The 17609-nt window shown below is 62.0% G+C and carries 15 protein-coding genes; 6 read left to right on the forward strand and 9 right to left on the reverse strand.

Translation table 11 applies throughout. The annotated features are described in order from the left end of the window. The first annotated feature begins 70 nt into the window (after nucleotides 1–70). Both msrA and ACG9DO_RS01870 read left to right on the forward strand, forming a co-directional pair. Nucleotides 71–616 (forward strand): peptide-methionine (S)-S-oxide reductase MsrA, encoded by a 546-nt coding sequence (msrA, locus tag ACG9DO_RS01865; RefSeq protein WP_394730025.1) that lies wholly within the window; start codon nucleotides 71–73, stop codon nucleotides 614–616. A gap of 250 nt (nucleotides 617–866) precedes the next feature. Beyond that, complete coding sequence (locus ACG9DO_RS01870) at nucleotides 867–2048, forward strand: Gfo/Idh/MocA family protein (protein ID WP_394730026.1); 1182 nt, start codon at nucleotides 867–869, stop codon at nucleotides 2046–2048. A 210-nt stretch (nucleotides 2049–2258) separates the two neighbouring features. Here the strand turns inward: ACG9DO_RS01870 and ACG9DO_RS01875 are convergent, their stop codons facing one another. Beyond that, a complete protein-coding gene (locus ACG9DO_RS01875; RefSeq protein WP_394730027.1) occupies nucleotides 2259–3491 on the reverse strand; it encodes an RsmB/NOP family class I SAM-dependent RNA methyltransferase in 1233 nt (410 codons plus the stop codon). A gap of 56 nt (nucleotides 3492–3547) precedes the next feature. Between ACG9DO_RS01875 and ACG9DO_RS01880 the strand changes: the two genes are divergently transcribed. Continuing rightward, a complete protein-coding gene (locus ACG9DO_RS01880) occupies nucleotides 3548–3718 on the forward strand; it encodes a DUF1674 domain-containing protein (protein WP_394730028.1) in 171 nt (56 codons plus the stop codon). Between the two features lie 118 nt (nucleotides 3719–3836). Here the strand turns inward: ACG9DO_RS01880 and ACG9DO_RS01885 are convergent, their stop codons facing one another. The 4 genes from ACG9DO_RS01885 to ACG9DO_RS01900 all read right to left on the reverse strand — a co-directional run bounded on the left by ACG9DO_RS01885 (nucleotide 3837) and on the right by ACG9DO_RS01900 (nucleotide 9386). Then, nucleotides 3837–5258, reverse strand: a complete 1422-nt coding sequence (locus ACG9DO_RS01885; protein ID WP_394730029.1) for a cytochrome P450 — start codon at nucleotides 5256–5258, stop codon at nucleotides 3837–3839. A gap of 62 nt (nucleotides 5259–5320) precedes the next feature. Further along, entirely contained in the window at nucleotides 5321–6343 is a 1023-nt protein-coding gene (gene hemH / locus ACG9DO_RS01890) for a ferrochelatase (protein WP_394730030.1), read from the reverse strand. Further along, a complete protein-coding gene (locus ACG9DO_RS01895) occupies nucleotides 6340–8613 on the reverse strand; it encodes a molybdopterin cofactor-binding domain-containing protein (RefSeq protein ID WP_394730032.1) in 2274 nt (757 codons plus the stop codon). Before ACG9DO_RS01895 ends, hemH begins: the two co-directional genes overlap by 4 nt. Beyond that, nucleotides 8610–9386 carry an Mrp/NBP35 family ATP-binding protein gene (locus tag ACG9DO_RS01900; RefSeq protein WP_394731162.1) on the reverse strand — a complete coding sequence of 259 codons (777 nt, stop codon included), beginning with the start codon at nucleotides 9384–9386 and terminating at the stop codon, nucleotides 8610–8612. Before ACG9DO_RS01900 ends, ACG9DO_RS01895 begins: the two co-directional genes overlap by 4 nt. Nucleotides 9387–9697: 311 nt before the next feature. On the opposite strand from ACG9DO_RS01900, the gene hflK reads away from it, so the two are divergent. The 3 genes from hflK to ACG9DO_RS01915 all read left to right on the forward strand — a co-directional run bounded on the left by hflK (nucleotide 9698) and on the right by ACG9DO_RS01915 (nucleotide 13387). Continuing rightward, nucleotides 9698–10834 carry a protease modulator HflK gene (hflK, locus tag ACG9DO_RS01905; protein ID WP_394730033.1) on the forward strand — a complete coding sequence of 379 codons (1137 nt, stop codon included), beginning with the start codon at nucleotides 9698–9700 and terminating at the stop codon, nucleotides 10832–10834. Between the two features lie 2 nt (nucleotides 10835–10836). Beyond that, nucleotides 10837–11673, forward strand: a complete 837-nt coding sequence (gene hflC / locus ACG9DO_RS01910) for a protease modulator HflC (protein ID WP_394730034.1) — start codon at nucleotides 10837–10839, stop codon at nucleotides 11671–11673. 157 nt (nucleotides 11674–11830) lie between these two features. After that, nucleotides 11831–13387, forward strand: coding sequence for a Do family serine endopeptidase (locus ACG9DO_RS01915; protein ID WP_394730035.1), 1557 nt, complete (start codon nucleotides 11831–11833; stop codon nucleotides 13385–13387). An 88-nt stretch (nucleotides 13388–13475) separates the two neighbouring features. Here the strand turns inward: ACG9DO_RS01915 and ACG9DO_RS01920 are convergent, their stop codons facing one another. The 4 genes from ACG9DO_RS01920 to ACG9DO_RS01935 all read right to left on the reverse strand — a co-directional run bounded on the left by ACG9DO_RS01920 (nucleotide 13476) and on the right by ACG9DO_RS01935 (nucleotide 17592). Beyond that, nucleotides 13476–15725 (reverse strand): transglycosylase domain-containing protein, encoded by a 2250-nt coding sequence (locus ACG9DO_RS01920; RefSeq protein ID WP_394730036.1) that lies wholly within the window; start codon nucleotides 15723–15725, stop codon nucleotides 13476–13478. A 124-nt stretch (nucleotides 15726–15849) separates the two neighbouring features. Next, nucleotides 15850–16260 carry a peptide-methionine (R)-S-oxide reductase MsrB gene (gene msrB, locus ACG9DO_RS01925; RefSeq protein ID WP_394730037.1) on the reverse strand — a complete coding sequence of 137 codons (411 nt, stop codon included), beginning with the start codon at nucleotides 16258–16260 and terminating at the stop codon, nucleotides 15850–15852. Between the two features lie 150 nt (nucleotides 16261–16410). Then, complete coding sequence (locus tag ACG9DO_RS01930; RefSeq protein ID WP_394731164.1) at nucleotides 16411–17082, reverse strand: glutathione S-transferase family protein; 672 nt, start codon at nucleotides 17080–17082, stop codon at nucleotides 16411–16413. A 123-nt stretch (nucleotides 17083–17205) separates the two neighbouring features. Then, the gene (locus tag ACG9DO_RS01935; RefSeq protein ID WP_394730038.1) at nucleotides 17206–17592 is read right to left on the reverse strand and encodes a hypothetical protein; all 387 of its coding nucleotides are present in this window, start codon (nucleotides 17590–17592) and stop codon (nucleotides 17206–17208) included. Nucleotides 17593–17609 lie beyond the last annotated feature (17 nt).

The raw sequence follows: 17609 nt of genomic DNA on the forward strand, positions 1-17609 counted from the left end.
AATCAAGCGCAAGCCGATGACAAGCGCTCACACAATACCTAACTGACAAGCGAGCAAGGAGTTTCTGCAAATGACACAGGCAATCATCGCCGGCGGGTGTTTTTGGTGCACTGAAGCGGTGTTCCGCGACGTGGTCGGCGTTTCCGAGGTGGAAAGCGGCTATATCGGCGGGACAGTCGAGAACCCGACCTACAAGCAGGTTTGCAGCGGCAGCACCGGCCATGCCGAGGGCATAAGGGTGACCTTCGATCCGGACGTGATTTCCCTCGCCGAGATCTACGACGTGTTCCTCGGCACGCATGACCCGACGCAACTGAACCGCCAGGGCAATGATGTTGGTACACAGTACAGAAGCGCGATCTTCCCCTTGGATGATGCGCAGAAGGCTGAAGCCGAAGCCGCCATTGCGCGCTGGAATGCGGATCATCCGGGGCAGGAAGCGGTAACGACCATTGAAGGCACGGAAGGCGGGCTGGCCGCGACATGGTTCCCGGCAGAGGATTACCATCAGGAATATTGGGAAGGCGAAGGCCAGCGCAATCCCTATTGCCTCGCGGTGATCCCGCCCAAGCTGATGAAGCTCAGGAAGAGCTTTCAGGACAAGGTGAAGGGGTAGGATCAACGGCTTGTTGGATACACATGTTACACAGTCCTGAGACGGAAAATCTCGGGTGGATTTTAGCTCACAAGCGACTGATACTGTGCAGGAAAACGGGTCGAACATGGCGGCATGATGGCACAGCACTGGACCTGTAGGACAGCATTGTGAGTTTGGTCCGCTTACGACCCAATTGCTGACAGTCATCCAGTGTGCGAGACTTAACGCATGGCGTTGACGTCTTGACTTGCCCCTAAGGAGCAATCGTATGGACAAGATTAATCGCCGCCTGATGCTGGGCGGTCTGGGTATGGTCGCAGCAGGTCTAGCCGGTGCGGTAAGCGCACAATCGAATGGGCGGAGCAACGGGGTTACCCCCAATGCCGCGCCAACGGCGCCCGATCCCAGCGCCAGACACCGGCTGCGGTTCGCCGTGATCGGGCTTGACCATCCGCATATCTACTCGATGACAGACGCGCTGATCCGCGGCGGCGGCACGCTTGCCGCGGTGCATGCGAGCGACCCACGGCAACTTGCGCGCTATCTCGCCCGTTATGGCGACGTGAAAGTTGCCCGCACCCAAGCCGAGATTCTCGACGACAAGAGCGTACAGGTCGTGGCCAGCGCATCCATTCCCCGTCTTCGCGCGCCGCTTGGCATTCGTGTAATGCGCGCTGGAAAGGACTTTCTTTCGGACAAACCGGGGATCACCAGCCTAGACCAGCTGGCCGAAGTGCGTCGCACGATCGCGGAGACCAGACGCAAGTTCGCCATCATGTATTCGGAACGGCTTGAAGTGCGCGCTGCGGTCAAGGCCGGCGAACTCGTTCGAGCCGGTGCGATCGGGCGGGTGCTTCAGACGATCAACATCGCCCCACACCGCATGAGCGCACCCAACCGGCCCGAGTGGTTCTGGGATGTGAAGAACTATGGCGGCATCCTGACCGACATTGGCAGCCATCAGGCCGATCAGTTCCTGTTTTACACCGGCTCCACCGAAGCGCAGGTCGTGGCGTCGCAGGTCGGCAATCTGGACACTCCCGGCCATCCGAAATTCCAGGATTTCGGGGACATGACCCTAAGCGGCAATGGGGGGACCGGCTATGTCAGGGTCGACTGGTTCACACCTGACGGTTTGCCAACATGGGGCGACGGGCGCCTGTTCATCCTGGGCACCGAAGGCTACATTGAACTGCGCAAATACGTCGACATTGAGGGCCGCCCGGGTAGCGATCACCTCTTGCTGGCTGACCGCAAAGGCACGACCTACATCGATTGCAGCGATGTGCCACTCCCGTTCGGCCCGCAGTTCATTTCGGACGTGATGGTGCGGACAGAGGTCGCTCAAAATCAGGCTCAGGCTCTGCTTGCCGCCGAACTGGTGCTGACCGCTCAGGCCGAGGCGAGAAAACTTGTCAGCGGGCCGCGTCCAGCACTTCAGGGTGGATAAAATGCGGTCGGGCGCCGGACAAGGCATTGAATGACAAGGAATCAAGTCATGTCCCCGAATACCAGCTCATTAGAGATTTACTTACGTCCGCTCCCCACCCAAATTGAGGACATTCGCAGGATGCGCCGCGCGAGCGGCGCTCGTTGATCTCGTGGATTTCCCGAGCCGAGCCGGGTTCCGGTTTGCACGAGGATAAGCGTCTTCGCAGAACTAAGCGCGCCAACGCACTACAAAGAACCCATCGAGCCCTCCCTGGTCGCCGAGCATACCGGGATCGGTGCGCAGCCAGCCTTCGGGGGTGGGGGTGAGGCCTTGCGGCAGCTCCTCAGCCCGGATCGGATCGGGCGTAAGTGTGACCCTTTCAGCCTGTTCCTCGCCCTCGTCCGCCTCAAGCGAGCATACCGCATAAACCAGCGTTCCGCCCGGTTTGAGCCATCCGCTCGCGCGCTCGATCAAGGCTGATTGCAGCTCAGTCATCTCCTCGATCTGGCGCGGCCCGATGCGGTGCAGCACATCGGGATGCCGGCGGCAGGTGCCGGTCGCGGTGCAGGGCGCGTCAAGCAGGATCGCGTCGAACTGATGCTTCGGTTCCCAACTGAGCGCATCGGCGCGAACTGTCGAAGCCTTCAATCCGGTGCGCTTCAGGTTGTCCTTGAGCAAGCCCAGCCGCCGCTTGCTGATATCGAGCGCGGTAACCTGCCAGCCTTGCGCCGCCAGCGCGAGCGTCTTGCCGCCCGGCGCAGCGCACAGGTCAAGCACATGTCGGCCTTCACCTTCCCCGAGCAAGCGAGCGGGCAATTGCGCGGCCAGGTCCTGCACCCACCACGCCCCTTCGGCATAGCCGGGCAGTTTCTCGATCGCGGTTCCGCGCGGGACGCGGACATGGCCCGGCATCAAGCTCACTCCGCCAAGCTTCGCCTGCCATTCATCGGTCTGGCTCGCATTCCTGATCGCAAGGTCCACCTCGGGCGGCTGCGCGAGCCCCTGTGCGATGGCTCCTGCGCGCTCGCCCCATCGCGCTGCGGCTTCGGCGGGCAGGCTGGGCGCATCGGGCAAAGCAACTTCGCCTTTGCTCAGGGTCGAAAACACTCCATGCGCCAGCCTGCGCGGCCCGCCCGATAGCAGCGGCAGCCCCGTGGCGATCACGGCGTGTGGCGGTGTTTCGAGCCGCAACCAGCCTGCCAGCATCAGGCGCAGTACCATGCGCGGCTTGGCGTCATCGGGCAGCGGCTTCTTCGTCGCGCTGTCGATCAGTGCGTCGAGGTCCATCAGCCAGCGCAGGGCTTCATTGGCAAGCGCGAGCGCCAGCGCCCTGTCGGCAGGCTTGCGGATATCCTTCAGGGCTGCGCCTTGCGCCTGCTCGATGGTCTCGCCGCGCCGCAGCACCGCGTCGAGCAGCTTGAGCGCGCCGCGCCGCGCATGAATTCCGAGAGGCTGTGCCATCGACGCTTGCCCTAGCCGCCCTTGAAACCAAGCGCCAGCGCGCGCATTTGGTAATCATGACGAAATCGAAATCAGACGCGGCGAAAGCCTTCAGGAAACCGGCCCACTGGACCAATGATCCGCCGCCTGCGCCCAAGGCAGTCGATCCTGCCAAGGATGAACCGCGCGAGCTTTCCCCCACCCGCTATGGCGATTGGGAGAAAAACGGGATCGCGATAGATTTTTAAGAGGTTACTGTCTGGTCGCGGCAGCCAAAGGGCGACCGGCCGGCCGCAGCTGCCCCGGACCCCGGACTTGATCCGGGGGTAGGGATTAGCAGCGAGGATGTGAGCGCCGATTCGCTTACTAAAGGCTTTTAAACGTGACCTTCAGACCGTCCCTGGGCTTGGGGATCGGCCAGGGCTGCCATTCAGGATCATAACCCGCTGCAATCTCGATGGAGTATTGCTGCAGCAGCTGCGCCATAAGGATCTTGACCTGCATGTAAGCGAAATGGAGGCCAAGGCACATATGCGCGCCGCCGCCAAACGGAACCCAAGCGTATTTGTGCCGTTCGCGGACCTGTTCAGGCGTGAAGCGCATCGGGTCGAATTTCTCCGGCTCGGGCCAGATCTCGGGATCGTGATGAACGAAATGGGCATTGATGCCGACCGCAGCGCCCGCCGGAATGGTGTAGCCGCCAAACTCGAAGCTCTTGAGCGCACGGCGCGGGGTCGAAGGCACAGGCGGCATGATCCGCAGCGCTTCCTTGAACGCCATTTCGGTCAGCTCAAGCTTGGGCAGATCGTCATAGGACAAGGCGCGCGGCTTGCCTGATGCATCAGGGCCGCCCGTCACGGCGATGATTTCTGCGCGGAGTTTGTCCTGCCATTCCGGGTTCTTCGCCAGCAAGTAAATCAGCGAGGTTGCGCTCGATGTGATGGTGTCGTGCGCAGCCATCATCAGGAAATTCATGTGATCGACCACTTCATCAACCGGAAGGAGCGAGCCGTCTTCTCGGGTCGCGGTCGCGAACTGGCTGAACATGTCCTGTCCGCCGCCCTCTGCGCGGCGGCGGTGCGTTTCCTTGGTGAAATAGTCGACCAGGAAAGCGCGTCCATCGACGCCTTTCTTCAATTGCGTGAACGGCAGCGGCTTGCGCACCGGTGCGACAGAGGCCTGAACCATGTCGATGAAGGCCGTGTTGATCGCGTCAGCCTCTGGCCCCCAGGGAATGCCGATGAAGCTGTCAGCGGCCAGGTCCAGCGTCAGCTTCTTGATCGCCGGATAGAAAGTCATGGGCTTGTCCGCCCAGCCAGCGACTTCGCGTGCGATCCCAGCGTTGAGAGAGCCGGCATAATGCCGCATCGGCTCCGGCTTGAACGCAATCGATAGCGCGCGCCGGTCAATCCGGTGATGATCGAAATCCATCAGCATCAATCCGCGCGGGAACAGCTGGTCGAGGATCGGTCCCCAGCCTTGTTCGCTGGAGAAGATCTTGTCCTTGTTGAACAATAGCAGCTCGTTCGCGTCCGGGCCGATCAGCGCAACCTGCCACCCGCCGAACGCGCGCGTCTTGTAGACCCGGCCATGCTCAGCCACCATCTTGCGCACGAACCCGTGGGGGTCAGCCAGCATGGTGAAGGTGTTGCCGACAATCGGCCACCCGGCATCGCCCGGAATATGGGCGAGGTCAGCCCCTTCCAAGCGCCCCTCAGTCCAGTGCTTGGGAGGATTGGCATCCTCTGCATGAGAATCAGCTTTGGCGGGGTCAGCAAGCGTAGCCATGGCGCAGGTCCTAAATGAAGGTTCTTAATGACAACCTACATCAGTGTAAGCGAGGATGCGCGTTAAATCCAGCCTGACAGTTCGCGCCGCACCATGGCTTCGAGCATGGCCATTCCCGCATCGGACGTGTTGAGGCAGCTGAGCACCGCAAATTGCTCGCCGCCCGCTTCCAGAAACTCATCGCGGCCTTCAATCGCAAGCTCTTCCAGTGTCTCGACGCAGTCCGCGGCGAAGCCCGGTGCCGCCACGGCCATACGCTTCGTACCCTTTTCGCCTTCTGCGATCAGCGTATCGTCCGTTGCAGGCTCCAGCCATTTGGCATTGCCAAACCGCGACTGGAACGTGGTCTCAATCCTGAGGCCAGGCTTGCCAAGCCGCTCCCGCAGCAAGCGCGCAGTCTTCTGGCACTGGCAATGATAGGGATCGCCAAGCAGCAGCGTGCGTTCGGGCATGCCGTGGAAGCTCAGGAGCAGCACTTCCGGCTCAAAATCGAGCGCCGCCAATTGCCGCGTGATGTCCGCCTCGAGCGCATCGATGTAGAGCGGATCGTCATGGTAGGGAGGCAAGGTGCGCATCACCGGCTGCCAGCGCTGTTCCTTTAGCCAGGCGTTGGCCTTGTCGATCACGGTCGCCGTCGTCGCACCGCAGTATTGCGGGTAAAGCGGCGCAAGCAGGATGCGTTCACAACCTGCTTCCTTCAGCTTTGCGAGCTGGTCCGGGATAGACGGCTTGCCATAACGCATGGCCCAGTCGACCATCACCTTATCGCCAAATCGCTGAGCGAGGCCGGCCGCCTGATCCTGCGTGATCACAGCGAGCGGAGAGCCCCTGTCGGTCCAGACTTTCTTGTAGGCTTCGGCGCTTTTCTTCGGGCGAAAATTGAGGATAATCCCGCGCAGGATGACCTGCCAGACAACCGCCGGAATCTCGATCACGCGCGGGTCGGACAGAAACTCTGCCAGGTACTTCTTGACCGAAGCGGGGTCGGGCGCTTCGGGTGTGCCGAGGTTGACCAGCAGCACGCCGACGCGCCCGCTCTTGACGGCGACGTGATCAGAGGGGAGTTGCTGCTGCTGCCAGGTCATAGCCCGCCGCTCAGTAACGGCAGACGACGCAAGCGCAAGCCAGTTGCTGAATGAAGCGCGTTGGCAATGGCCGGCGCTGCGACCACAGCGCTCAATTCTCCGGGATCGGCAGGGGGCGCTTCGCTGGCGATGAAGTCGACGATAATCTCAGGGCAATCGGCCATCACCGGCAAATTGAATTCGCTCAACCTGCGCGTTTCGGGCATCCCGGCCCGGTAATTCGCACTCGCGCCGAGCGCCATCGCCATGCCGAACACCAGACCGCCTTCGATCTGCTGGCGGGCAATGTCGAGGTTGACGATCCGGCCGATGTCGCACACCGCAACCAGGCGGCTGACCACAAAGCCGCTTTCGCCGCCGCGCGCAGTCGCGATGCAGGCGATGCGTCCGCCATCTTCAGCCCCGCCAATGCGATGACAGGCGAGGCCCTTGCCGCTCTGGTCTGCGCCGCCGTCCCACTCAGCCAGCCGGGCCACTTGCTGAAGGCACGCGGCCAGGCGCGGATCGGTGCCAAGCATGGCGATACGATAGGACAGCGGCTCGCGCGCATTCTGTTTGGCGATCTCGTCGATGAAGCTTTCCATCGCGAAGCAGGTGTAGCCGCGCGCGTTGCCGCGCTGGCGCCCGGTCGAAAGGCCGATTTCAACCGGGACATGCTCAACCACGCGGTCGGGAATGGCATAGGGCGGCATGGCCCCCTCGCACGCGAGCGCGTCAGCTTGCCCTTCGCTTTCAGCGATCGCAGCCCAGCTCGTTCGGTTTTCGAACAGGCGCTTGCCGAATTCCCTGCCGTGCGGCGGGGTCGCAATCCGTGTCTTCAGGGCGCGCAATGTGGCACTGCCATCGCCTGTCCACTTGGCTGACATGAGAACCTGAGCGGGCGCACGCGGGCGGGTGCGCAGGATGTCCTGCCAGCGTGACCACACGAGCTGGACCGGACGTTCAAGCTCTCGGGCGATCAAGGCGACTTCGATCGCGTGATCATCCTCCAGCCGGCAATCGAAACTGCCCCCGGCGGGCATCGGATAAAGGACCACGTCCTGCGTCGCGATGCCGAGCGCCTTGGCCGCCCCAAAGCGCGTGCGCTCGGGTGCCTGTGTCGCAACCCAGAGTTCAAGCTTGCTGCCATCGAAGCGCGCCGTTGCGCTCGCTGTTTCAAGCGGCAGATGCAGCGCGGGTTCGATCTCGTAAAGGCGCGAGACATTAGGCGCGGAAAAGGCGTTGTCGGTTTCCCCCTCTCGCGCGATTTCATGCGCCTCGCCATCGCGCAAGGCATCGGCGAGACGCTGGTTGATGGTGTCGCTATCGACATCGTAGCCAACGCTGAAACGGACATCCATCCGCTCCAGCGCACGCTCTGCCGCCCACCAGTTCGTTGCCGCAACCGCTAGCCAGCGCTTGCCCTTTACCGCGCCTACAATCCCCTGAATTCGGCGCGCGTTGAGCGGGTTGAAATCTGTCAGTTCGGACTGGTCGAGCGGCCCATGCCGGATTGCGGCAAAGACCATGTCAGGCAAGCGCACATCGCCTGCAAAGCGGTAACTGCCATCGACCTTTGACGGCAGGTCGATGCGCGGAAACGCCGTCTGGCCTTCCGCTTCACCGGGCAGGGTTTCTTCCGAAGGCGCAGTGGGCCGCAAAGGCGGCGGATCAGGGGGCGAAAAGTCTGCTGCCGTATCGACCAGATCGGCAAAGCGCAGCCGCTTATCGCCATGCGTGACAAAGCCATCCTGTGCCTCGCACTCTTCCCACGTGACGTCCCATTGGTCCGCTGCGGCCTGCATCAGGACAGCCCGCGCGCTGGCGGCGGCAAAGCGGCAGGCTTCTTCATAGGCGGCCAGCGTGGTCCCGTCCGCAGTGACGTTGAAGCGTGCCCGGTGCGCGAACCGCTTTGCTAGAAGCGAGTCCGGCTCATCCGCCAGACCGGCGGCAAACGGCATCCACAGCGCCGACCACTTCGCCGCAAGCGGTATGTTCGCATAGGCCGCGCTGACAGGGGCCGGCTCGACCGCAATCTGGCGCCAGTCAGCGCCGAGCTCGGTGGCAATGATCTGCGGCAGTAGGGTGGTGACGCCCTGGCCCATTTCGAGCTGCGGGACCGCAACCGTGACAATGCCGTCACGACCAATCTTCAACCACGCGTCGAACGCCACTTCATCCTCATCCGCGATCAGCGGATCAGGATATCGGCGCGGAATCAGGAACCAGGCCGCAACCAGGCCGCCGCCCACCGCCGCTCCTGTCAGGACGCCGCGACGAGTCCAGGTCATGCCGGGCTCGTTTCTGACTGCAGCCAGTCAACCAGTTTGCGCGCGATTGCGCGGAAATGCTCGCCAGCCTCGCTGTCGTGCAAAGCGGGAGGCTGGCCTGCGTCACTGTCCTGCCGGATCGACATGGTAAGCGGAATGCGGCCCAGAAACGGAAGTTCCAGGCGAGCTGCGGCAGCTTCCACTCCGCCCGAACCGAACGGATCGGATGCTTCGCCGCAATGCGGGCAGACATAACCTGCCATGTTTTCCACCAACCCGATGATCGGAATCTCGCCCTGGTCGAACAGCTGGCCAGCGCGCGCCGCATCGATCAGCGCCAGGTCCTGCGGGGTCGAGACCAGCACCGCGCCATCGGGCTTGTGCTTTTGCAGCATGGAAAGCTGCACATCGCCTGTGCCGGGTGGCAAATCGATCAGCAGGAGATCGCAATCGCCCCAATCCGCCTCCACCAGCTGGCCGAGCGCGCCGCCTGCCATCGGTCCGCGCCAGGCAAGCGCCTTGCCTTGCTTCACCAGGTGACCCATCGAGAGGACCTTGACTCCGTGCGGGCTGACAAGCGGGATCAGCTTGTTGTCAACTGCTTCCGGCCGCTCGTCTTCCTTGGCAAGCAAGCGCGGCTGCGAGGGGCCGTAGATGTCTGCATCGACGACCCCGACCTTGTGTCCGAGCTGCGCCAGCGCAACCGCAAGATTGGCGGTCAGCGTCGACTTGCCGACACCGCCCTTGCCGGAACCGATCGCGATCATCCGGCGCGCAGGCTTGTCCGCCATCATCGCAACCCGCACTTCGTCAACCCCGTCAAGCGCGCCGAGTGCGTCTGTGATCGTCCGCTCCATCGCGCCGCGCTGTTTTCCGTCCAGTCCGGATGCATCCGCCACTACGACAGCGCGCGTAGCTACCATGCGAGCAGACTTGACGCGGGCCGCAATTTCGTCTGGCAAGTGGTCAATCAGTTGAGCTTGGTCCATTTGGGCGCAGCACTAGCAGCAAAATCGTCACCGCAACCCCTGTTTTTCCAACAAGAGCTACCTATAAGACAGATATGCACAAGTTGAACATAATTCGACAATCGATCGCGCTGGCGATGGCCGGCAAGAGTCCCTGGGGTTCGTCAGGAGGTTCGTCTGGGGGCGGCAGAGGCTCCGGTGGAGACAGCGGCGATGGTGGTGACGAACCATCAGGGGGCGGCGAGTCCGGCGATGGTCCGCGCAATCCCTGGATCCCCGGTGGTGGCAGCAGCGGTACCGGCGACAGGGGACGCCGTTCTGCGAGCATAGAAGACATCTTCAAGAACCGCGGTCCGGAAGGCCCGAGGCGGCGCGGCGGCGGCCCGGGTGGCCCGAACCTGCGCTTTCCCGAACGCCCCGGCGGCAAGAGCTGGCTACCCGTCATCATTCTCGGCGCTGTCGGCTTGGCTATAATCGGGACCAGCACCCATCTGATCGGTCCGCAGGAGCAGGCGGTGGTCAAGACGCTCGGCAATTACACCCGTACGCTGGAGCCGGGCCTGCGCTTTTCTGCGCCGTTCCCGATCGAAACCGTCGATGTGGAAGATGTGCGCGGGGTCCGTGCGCTTTCCATTCCGGGCACCGGTGAAGGGGTCAAGCTGATCCTGACCGGCGACCAGAACCTCGTCGATCTCAGCTACATCGTGCGCTGGAACATCAAGGATCTGGAGCAATTCAAGTTCCGAGTGGTGGAGCCCATCAATACCGTCGCCGAAGCCGCAGAGGCTGCGATGCGCGCCGCGATTGCGGAAAAGAACCTGGAAGAGACCTTTACCGGTCAGGGCCGCGCAGAGATCCAGCAGGACGTGCGCGAACGGATGCAGGCGACGCTCGATTCCTACAATGCGGGGATCAGCGTGCTCGGTGTGGAAATCGAGAAAGCTGACCCGCCTGCTGAAGTGGTCGATGCCTTCCGTGACGTTCAGGTTGCAGAGCAGAACGCTGACGCCGCCCGGAATCAGGCGCGCGGCTACGCAGAACAGGTCCTCGCGCAGGCCGAAGGTGAAGCGCAGGCATTCGACAAGGTCTATGAAGAATATCGCCTCGCCCCGCGTGTTACGCGGCAGCGCCTCTATTACGAGACGATGGAGCGCATCCTCAGCCAGACCGACAAGACCATTGTCGAAACCGGTGGAGTAACGCCGTATCTGCCGCTTCCCGAAGTGAACCGGCGGCGCAAGACCGAAAGCAGCTCTGCGCAGGGAGGCCAGTAATCATGAGCAATGTCTGGCAAAATTATCGTCTGGCGTTCATGGCGCTCATCGGCGCCATCGTAGTGTTCTCCTTGAGCGCCTATGTGGTGCCTGAAGAAGAGCAAGTCGTCATCGTCCGCACGGGTGAACCGGTCGGCACGGTGAACACGCCGGGCGGGCGGACAGGCGCAGGCCTTTATCTGCGCGTCCCCTTCATCGATTCGGTACGCCGGATCGAGAAGCGCCTGCTCGATCTCGACATGACCGATGAGGAAGTGCTCTCCAACGACCAGCAACGCTTGCTCGTCAATGCCTATGCGCGTTTCCGCATCGTCGATCCGATCCGCATGGTGGAGCGCGCCGGGACAACCGATGGCGTACGCAACGCGCTTGAGCCGATTCTGAACTCGGCTTTGCGGCAGGAGCTCGGTCGCCGCACCTTCCAATCAATGCTGACAGCAGAGCGCGGCTCTGCGCTCGCGAATGTTCGCGCGAACCTCGACCGCGAAGCACGGCAATACGGCGCGGAAGTGATAGATGTGCAGATCAAGCGCACCGACTTGCCCGATGCACCGCTGCAATCGGCTTTCCGCCGAATGGAATCGGATCGTGAGCGTGAAGCGCGGGCGATTCGCGCAGCAGGCCAGCGTGACGCGGTGGTAATCCGCGCAGAAGCCGATGCTGAAGCCGCTCGCACTTACGCCGACGCTTTTGGCAAGGACCCGGAATTCTACGACTTCTACCGCGCGATGCAGAGCTATGACTCCACATTTGCGCAAGGCGAAGGACGAGGTGAAAGCTCCATCATCCTGTCGCCGGATAATGAGTATCTGCGTCAGTTCCGCGGAGGGCGTCGCTAGACCGCTCGACGAACGGAACACTGCCCTCGGCAAACTGTCTGCGCCGTTCAATTGCGGTTCAGTGGCGCTGGCCTTTTGTGGCGGCAGATTTTCGGCCTGACGAGAAGCTCTTCGGCAGGCCAACGACACGAATAGAGCAAAGAGGACCAAGGCCCCGATGCGTTACGTTTATGGACTAAGCACTGCCCTGCTGCTCGGTGGAGCAGCTGTATCGCTGACAACCGGTTATCCGGCTGGCGCGCAGGTTGCACAAAACGACGAGACAGAGATGGCCCGCGTTGTGCCGCGCGCCGGCGCTCCAGAGAGCTTTGCGGACCTGACCGCGCAGCTGCAGCCAGCGGTGGTCAACATTGCGACCCGCCAGCGGGTGGAAGTGCAGGCCAACAACCCGTTTGCCGGTACGCCGTTCGCGGACATGTTCCAGCGCCGCCAGCCGCAACCGACCGAGCCGCAAACCCGCGAAGCGCAATCATTGGGCTCGGGCTTCATTATTTCCGCTGACGGCTATGTGGTGACCAACAATCACGTGGTCTCTCCCCCCGGCGACAACGGCGGCGGGCGCGGTCCGCGCATCACGCTGGAAGAAATTACCGTTACCATGCCCGATGGCACGGAATACGAGGCAGAGCTGGTCGGAGCTGACGCAGCCAGCGACCTGGCAGTTCTCAAGATCCAGTCGAACAAGACCTTCCCCTTCGTCGAATTCGGCGACAGCAATGAAGCGCGCGTGGGCGACTGGGTGATTGCCATCGGCAACCCGTTCGGGCTTGGTGGAACGGTTACCAGTGGTATCGTCTCGGCGGTTCTGCGCACACCGCCCAATGGCCGTGGCGGAGCGTATGAGCGCTACATCCAGACTGATGCCAGCATCAACCGCGGCAATTCGGGCGGTCCGCTGTTCGACATGAAGGGCAATGTGATCGGCATCAACAATGCGATCTTTTCCCCGTCTGGCGGGAATGTCGGGATCGGCTTTGCGATTCCGTCAGACATTGCCGCTCCCATCGTCGAAAAGCTGAGGGCAGGTGAAGAGATCCAGCGCGGCTTCCTGGGTGTGAACATCGCCCCGGTCGATGACGACATGGCGGACGCGCTGGGCCTCCCGCGTAATCGCGGTGAGATCGTGCAATTCGTGCGCGAAGGCGACGCGGCAGACAAGGCGGGGATCAAGGCAGGCGATATTGTTACGAGGATCGACGGCAAGCAGGTGACGCGCGACGAGACCTTGTCCTTCATCGTCGCAAACATCGAACCCGGCACCCGCGTTCCGATCGATCTGATCCGTGACGGACGCCGAATGACGGTCAATGCCACCATCGGCAAGCGTCCCAGCGCGGAAGAGCTGATGCAGCAACAGACCTTCGACCCTGACGCGGAAGAAGAACAAGTGCCTGAAGAGGCTGGCGGCGTCGTGGAAGAGAAAGTCGGCCTTGCCGTTCTCGAGCTGACTGAAGATATCGCGCGTCAACTGGGCGTCTCTGAAGACACACAAGGCGTGGTGATCGCCGGGGTTGATCGCAATGCCGATGCGGCGCGCAAGGGCCTCAATCGCGGCGATATCATCCTTGAAGTACAGTACAATCCGGTCAGCTCGATTGCTACGCTGGAGCAGGCAATTCTTGCGGCTGAAGCCGAAGGACGCAAGGTGGTGCTGCTAACCGTGAGGCCGCGCCGCAGCGCCAATCCGGTCTATGTCGCCGTAAGGCTGCGCTAAGGCGCGTCCGAAGACCCCGAACCCTGAGCTAAAAGGCGTTGCGGAGCGATCCGCGGCGCCTTTTTTCTTGGCGCCACTCCAGGCTGAACTATCGCTCCTGAGCGGGTCGCTGCTGCTCGCGCTGAGCCTCGGAAGGTCTGATCGTGCGCGGCATCGGCGGCGGCTGGTTGCGGCCCTGAGAGAACGCGTCGTCGAACGTTTCAGGCTGCCGCCGCTCGCCGGTTGCGCGGTCAAGGAAGTCATCCGATGCGGCCGGCGGCACACCCTGTCTGGATGGCAAGGGCATCCCGTCAGGGCCAAGCGGCATGTCGCCCGGAACCTGGCGTGGACCACCCGGCTCGATCAGATTGCCTTGCTCGTCGATATAGTAATAGTCGTCAGGATCACCGCCGTAGAGATATTGCTCATCCGGCTCGAGCTGCCATTCCGGCAGGTTCACTTCGGTATCGAACTCTTCCACTGGACGATCGGCAACAGCCTTGACCATGAAGTCGGCAAAGGCGCGTGCAGGAGCACGCCCGCCCTGCAGCCCGCGCACGGGTTTCGCATCGTCACGGCCCATCCATACGCCCGTGGTTATCCCGCTTGAGAAGCCAACGAACCAGCCGTCCTTGTTGGAGTTGGTCGTACCCGTCTTGCCGGCAACGGGCCGCCCGATCTGCGCCGCGCGGGCGGTGCCGGTGTTGACGGCGGTCTGCAGCATGTCAGTCATGCCCGCTGCGACGTAATCCGGTATAAGCTGGCTCTGGCGCGGCTTTTCGTGGCGGTAGAGTTCTTCTCCGCTCGCAGTGGTCACGCGGGTGATGCCATAGGGTGCCACTGACGTGCCTTTGGCAGAGATCGCGGCAAACGCCTGGACCATCTCGATCACGCGCACTTCGTTGGAGCCCAGCACCATCGAGGGGTAAGAGGAAATTTGCGAGCTGATCCCGAACCGGCGCGCCATGCTGGCCACCGCCCCGAAGCTGGTCTCATTGCCGAGCTTGGCCGCCACGGTGTTGATCGACAATGCGAAGGCTGTGCGCAGATTGGTCTCGCCCAGGTTCTGCCCATTGGAATTGCGCGGGCTCCAGCCGTCGATCGAAACGGGTTCGTCGACTATCCGGTCATCCGGCGTGTAACCGCGTTCCAGCGCTGCGAGGTACACGAACAGCTTCCAGCTGGAGCCGGGCTGGCGCATCGCATTGGTCGCGCGGTTGTAATTGCTTTCAACGTAGTCCCGGCCGCCAACCATGGCGAGGATCGCCCCGTCGCGATCCAGGCTCACCAGCGCCCCTTGTGCGCCTTCTGGTGTGTTCGCCCTGATCGCATCGGTCGCTGCCTTCTGCAGGTTGACATCGATCGTGGTCCACACTTCCAGCGATTCATAGGTTTCAGGCAACAGCAGGTCGAGCTGCGGCAAGGCCCAGTCGGTGAAATAGCGGACGGAATTCGTCCCCTGGCTCTTTTTCAGATTGACTGCGTCAACATCGACATTGGCCTGCGCTGGGGTAATGAAACCCTGCTCTTCCATCAATTGCAGCACGACGCGCGCGCGGCCCACCGCTGCGTCCACATCTGCGGTCGGCGAATAGCTGCTGGGGGCTTTCACCATCCCTGCGATAATCGCAGCTTCGGCCGTCGACAGGGTATTCGCCGGGTGGCTGAAGAAGGTCCGGCTTGCGCTGTCGATCCCATAGGCCCCGCCGCCGAAATAGACCTTGTTGAGATACAGTTCGAGGATCTGGGCCTTCGAGAATTTCCATTCGAGCGCCATCGCCAGGATCGCCTCGCGCGCTTTGCGATCGAACGAGCGGTTGTTGTTGAGGAACAGGTTGCGGGCGAGCTGCTGGGAAATGGTCGAAGTGCCGCCGATCCGGTCATCGCCTGTAACACCTTCGACGACCGCACCCGTCAGACGGATCGGATCGAGCCCGAAATGCGAATAATAGCGGCGGTCTTCCACCGCGATCATTGCATCCTTCATGGTCTGCGGAATGTCGTCATAGTCGAGCCATTCGCCAAAACTCGGTCCGATTTCGACGATCTCGGTCCCATCGCGCGCGCGCACCAGGATGGTCTGCGCGGTCTGGGTGGTCTTGAGCTGATAGAAGCTGGGCAGATTGCTCGCCGCTGTGCCGACCGCGATCGACAGTCCGATCGCGGCGATCAGCGCTGCCAGGCCGCCTCCGATCGCGAGCCGCTTGATCCATTTGCGCAACGGCGATGCCGGCCTGTCACTCTTGCGCGAGCGCCGCGAAACACGCCTCGGCTTTTGCGAGGTCTGGCCGCGTTCCGCCGCAGCCCGGCGAGAGCCACGCTTACCCTTGTTGGAAATCTTGTCGCCGCGCCGTGACATTGTGTCGCTGGATCATCCACCTGATTTGAGGCGACCAGCGCCCCGACCTTGCTGCTGCCCTGCATAAGGCAAACCTAACCCGGCGTGAACGGGTCAATTGTGCTCCTGACCGGGCAGATTAATCCTAATCCGTATCCTTGCCGTCAAAATCGAGGCTGAGCGAATTGATGCAATAGCGCAGACCGCCCTTTTCCTGAGGTCCATCGGGGAAGACATGGCCAAGGTGCCCGCCGCAATTCGCGCACAGCACTTCGGTGCGGATCATGCCAAAGCTGGCGTCGCGCTTTTCCTCGATCTTGTCGCCGCTTTCAGGCTTCGTGAAAGCAGGCCAGCCGCAGCCTGAGTTGTACTTCGCATCGCTTTCGAACAACACCGTTCCGCATCCGGCGCAGGTGTATTCGCCTTCCTCGTAATGCTTGTCATACTGGCCTGTGAACGCGCGCTCCGTGCCCGCCTCGCGCAGCACATGGTACTGCTCGGGCGTCAAACGCTCGCGCCATTCGGCTTCAGTCAGGTTCTTGGGATTGTCGGTCATCTTTCTTTCCTCAAGCGCCTACGCACGCATCCGCGTGCTTGGCTTTCCTCGCTTCCGGGCAGGCAAGCTGCCCTCGTCGGGAGCGGCCACTCGGTCTTTGGTTTGCTGCGCAAACTGCCGCTGCCTGCCCATCAAATGGGCGCGCGACCTTTAGATATCAATCTCTGCGTAGTGAGCAGGCGGACGGATCACGTCCATCCGTTCGGTCAGCAGCGGGCGGAAGCTCGGGCGGCTCTTGAACACAGAATACCAGCCGCGTGACTGTTCGTGCCCGGACCAGTCGATCCCGCCCAGATAGTCCGCGACAGAGATCTGCGCGGCTGCCGCAAGGTCTGCCAGGCTCATGGTCGGCCCGGCGAGCCACGGGCGCGTGTCGATCAGATAGTCCATGTAATCGAGATGCCCGTGCGCCAACCGCATCGCTTCACGCAGCATTCGCGAATCGGGCGGTTCGCGCAGGAACAGCCGCTTCTTCATCCGCTCCAGCAACAGCGGCGCGGTGACATCGGCATAGAAGTTCTCGTCGAACAATGCGACGAGGCGGCGGATCTCTGCCCGGTTGGCTGACGATCCGTTGATCATCGGCGAGGCATCCACTGTTTCTTCGAAATACTCCGCAATCGCGCGACTGTCGGACAGCACCAGTTCCTTGTCGGCGTTCACCATCACCGGCGTTCGCCCAGCCGGATTGAGGTTGAAAAACATGTCGTTCGCTGCCCAGGGATCTTCCCGCACCAGTTCAAACGGCACACCTTTTTCGCCCAGCAACAGGCGGATTTTTCGGCTGAAAGGACACAGAGGAAATTGGTAGAGTTGCCACATAGCTCTTGGCGTCATGGCGCATGGCGATCAGGCGGTAAACACTTCAGCGGCAAGCGGTTCAAAAATAGCTGTGCATCTGCCGCATTCATACAATTCGCGCGGCTTGGCCTCGCTGCCGAGACCCTAAAGGTTCGAACTCTCCAGCATGGCGAGGCAAGCAGGCATTACTGCATCGACCTGATTCTCGTCGAGCAAGCGCTGCGCTTCACGCGACGCAAGCGCTGACACCTGATCACGGTCGAGCCCTGTTTCATCCATCAGCTTGGCCAGCGAGCGGACGAAGAATTCCTGCCCGCGCGGATCAAGCCTGGGCCAGACAAGTGCGGCTTCATTGCCATTATCCTGACCGAAGCTGACCAAGGCAAAGGCCGCCGAGCATCGCAGCAAGCCCTTATTCTCGAGCGACAACTGGACGCTCGCGGGATCAAACGGCGCGGCCGTGTCGGGTTGTGCAAGGGCGGCTGGCGATAGTGCAGCAAGCAAGGCGGCGGCAAGAAGAGGCTTGGTCATGGCGGTCTTTATAGCGC

Source organism: Altererythrobacter sp. GH1-8, from assembly GCF_043702085.1.
In the GTDB taxonomy this organism is placed as follows: domain Bacteria; phylum Pseudomonadota; class Alphaproteobacteria; order Sphingomonadales; family Sphingomonadaceae; genus Erythrobacter.

What these genes read in the sequence shown, in the direction of transcription:
- ACG9DO_RS01915 (WP_394730035.1), top strand. Translation starts at nt 11,831, where the DNA reads ATGCGTTACGTTTATGGACTAAGCACTGCCCTGCTGCTCGGTGGAGCA.
- msrB (WP_394730037.1), bottom strand. Translation starts at nt 16,260, where the DNA reads ATGACCGACAATCCCAAGAACCTGACTGAAGCCGAATGGCGCGAGCGT.
- ACG9DO_RS01895 (WP_394730032.1), bottom strand. Translation starts at nt 8,613, where the DNA reads ATGACCTGGACTCGTCGCGGCGTCCTGACAGGAGCGGCGGTGGGCGGC.
- ACG9DO_RS01935 (WP_394730038.1), bottom strand. Translation starts at nt 17,592, where the DNA reads ATGACCAAGCCTCTTCTTGCCGCCGCCTTGCTTGCTGCACTATCGCCA.
- hflC (WP_394730034.1), top strand. Translation starts at nt 10,837, where the DNA reads ATGAGCAATGTCTGGCAAAATTATCGTCTGGCGTTCATGGCGCTCATC.
- ACG9DO_RS01870 (WP_394730026.1), top strand. Translation starts at nt 867, where the DNA reads ATGGACAAGATTAATCGCCGCCTGATGCTGGGCGGTCTGGGTATGGTC.
- ACG9DO_RS01880 (WP_394730028.1), top strand. Translation starts at nt 3,548, where the DNA reads ATGACGAAATCGAAATCAGACGCGGCGAAAGCCTTCAGGAAACCGGCC.
- ACG9DO_RS01900 (WP_394731162.1), bottom strand. Translation starts at nt 9,386, where the DNA reads ATGATGGCGGACAAGCCTGCGCGCCGGATGATCGCGATCGGTTCCGGC.
- hemH (WP_394730030.1), bottom strand. Translation starts at nt 6,343, where the DNA reads ATGACCTGGCAGCAGCAGCAACTCCCCTCTGATCACGTCGCCGTCAAG.
- ACG9DO_RS01930 (WP_394731164.1), bottom strand. Translation starts at nt 17,082, where the DNA reads ATGTGGCAACTCTACCAATTTCCTCTGTGTCCTTTCAGCCGAAAAATC.
- msrA (WP_394730025.1), top strand. Translation starts at nt 71, where the DNA reads ATGACACAGGCAATCATCGCCGGCGGGTGTTTTTGGTGCACTGAAGCG.
- hflK (WP_394730033.1), top strand. Translation starts at nt 9,698, where the DNA reads ATGGCCGGCAAGAGTCCCTGGGGTTCGTCAGGAGGTTCGTCTGGGGGC.
- ACG9DO_RS01875 (WP_394730027.1), bottom strand. Translation starts at nt 3,491, where the DNA reads ATGGCACAGCCTCTCGGAATTCATGCGCGGCGCGGCGCGCTCAAGCTG.
- ACG9DO_RS01920 (WP_394730036.1), bottom strand. Translation starts at nt 15,725, where the DNA reads ATGTCACGGCGCGGCGACAAGATTTCCAACAAGGGTAAGCGTGGCTCT.
- ACG9DO_RS01885 (WP_394730029.1), bottom strand. Translation starts at nt 5,258, where the DNA reads ATGGCTACGCTTGCTGACCCCGCCAAAGCTGATTCTCATGCAGAGGAT.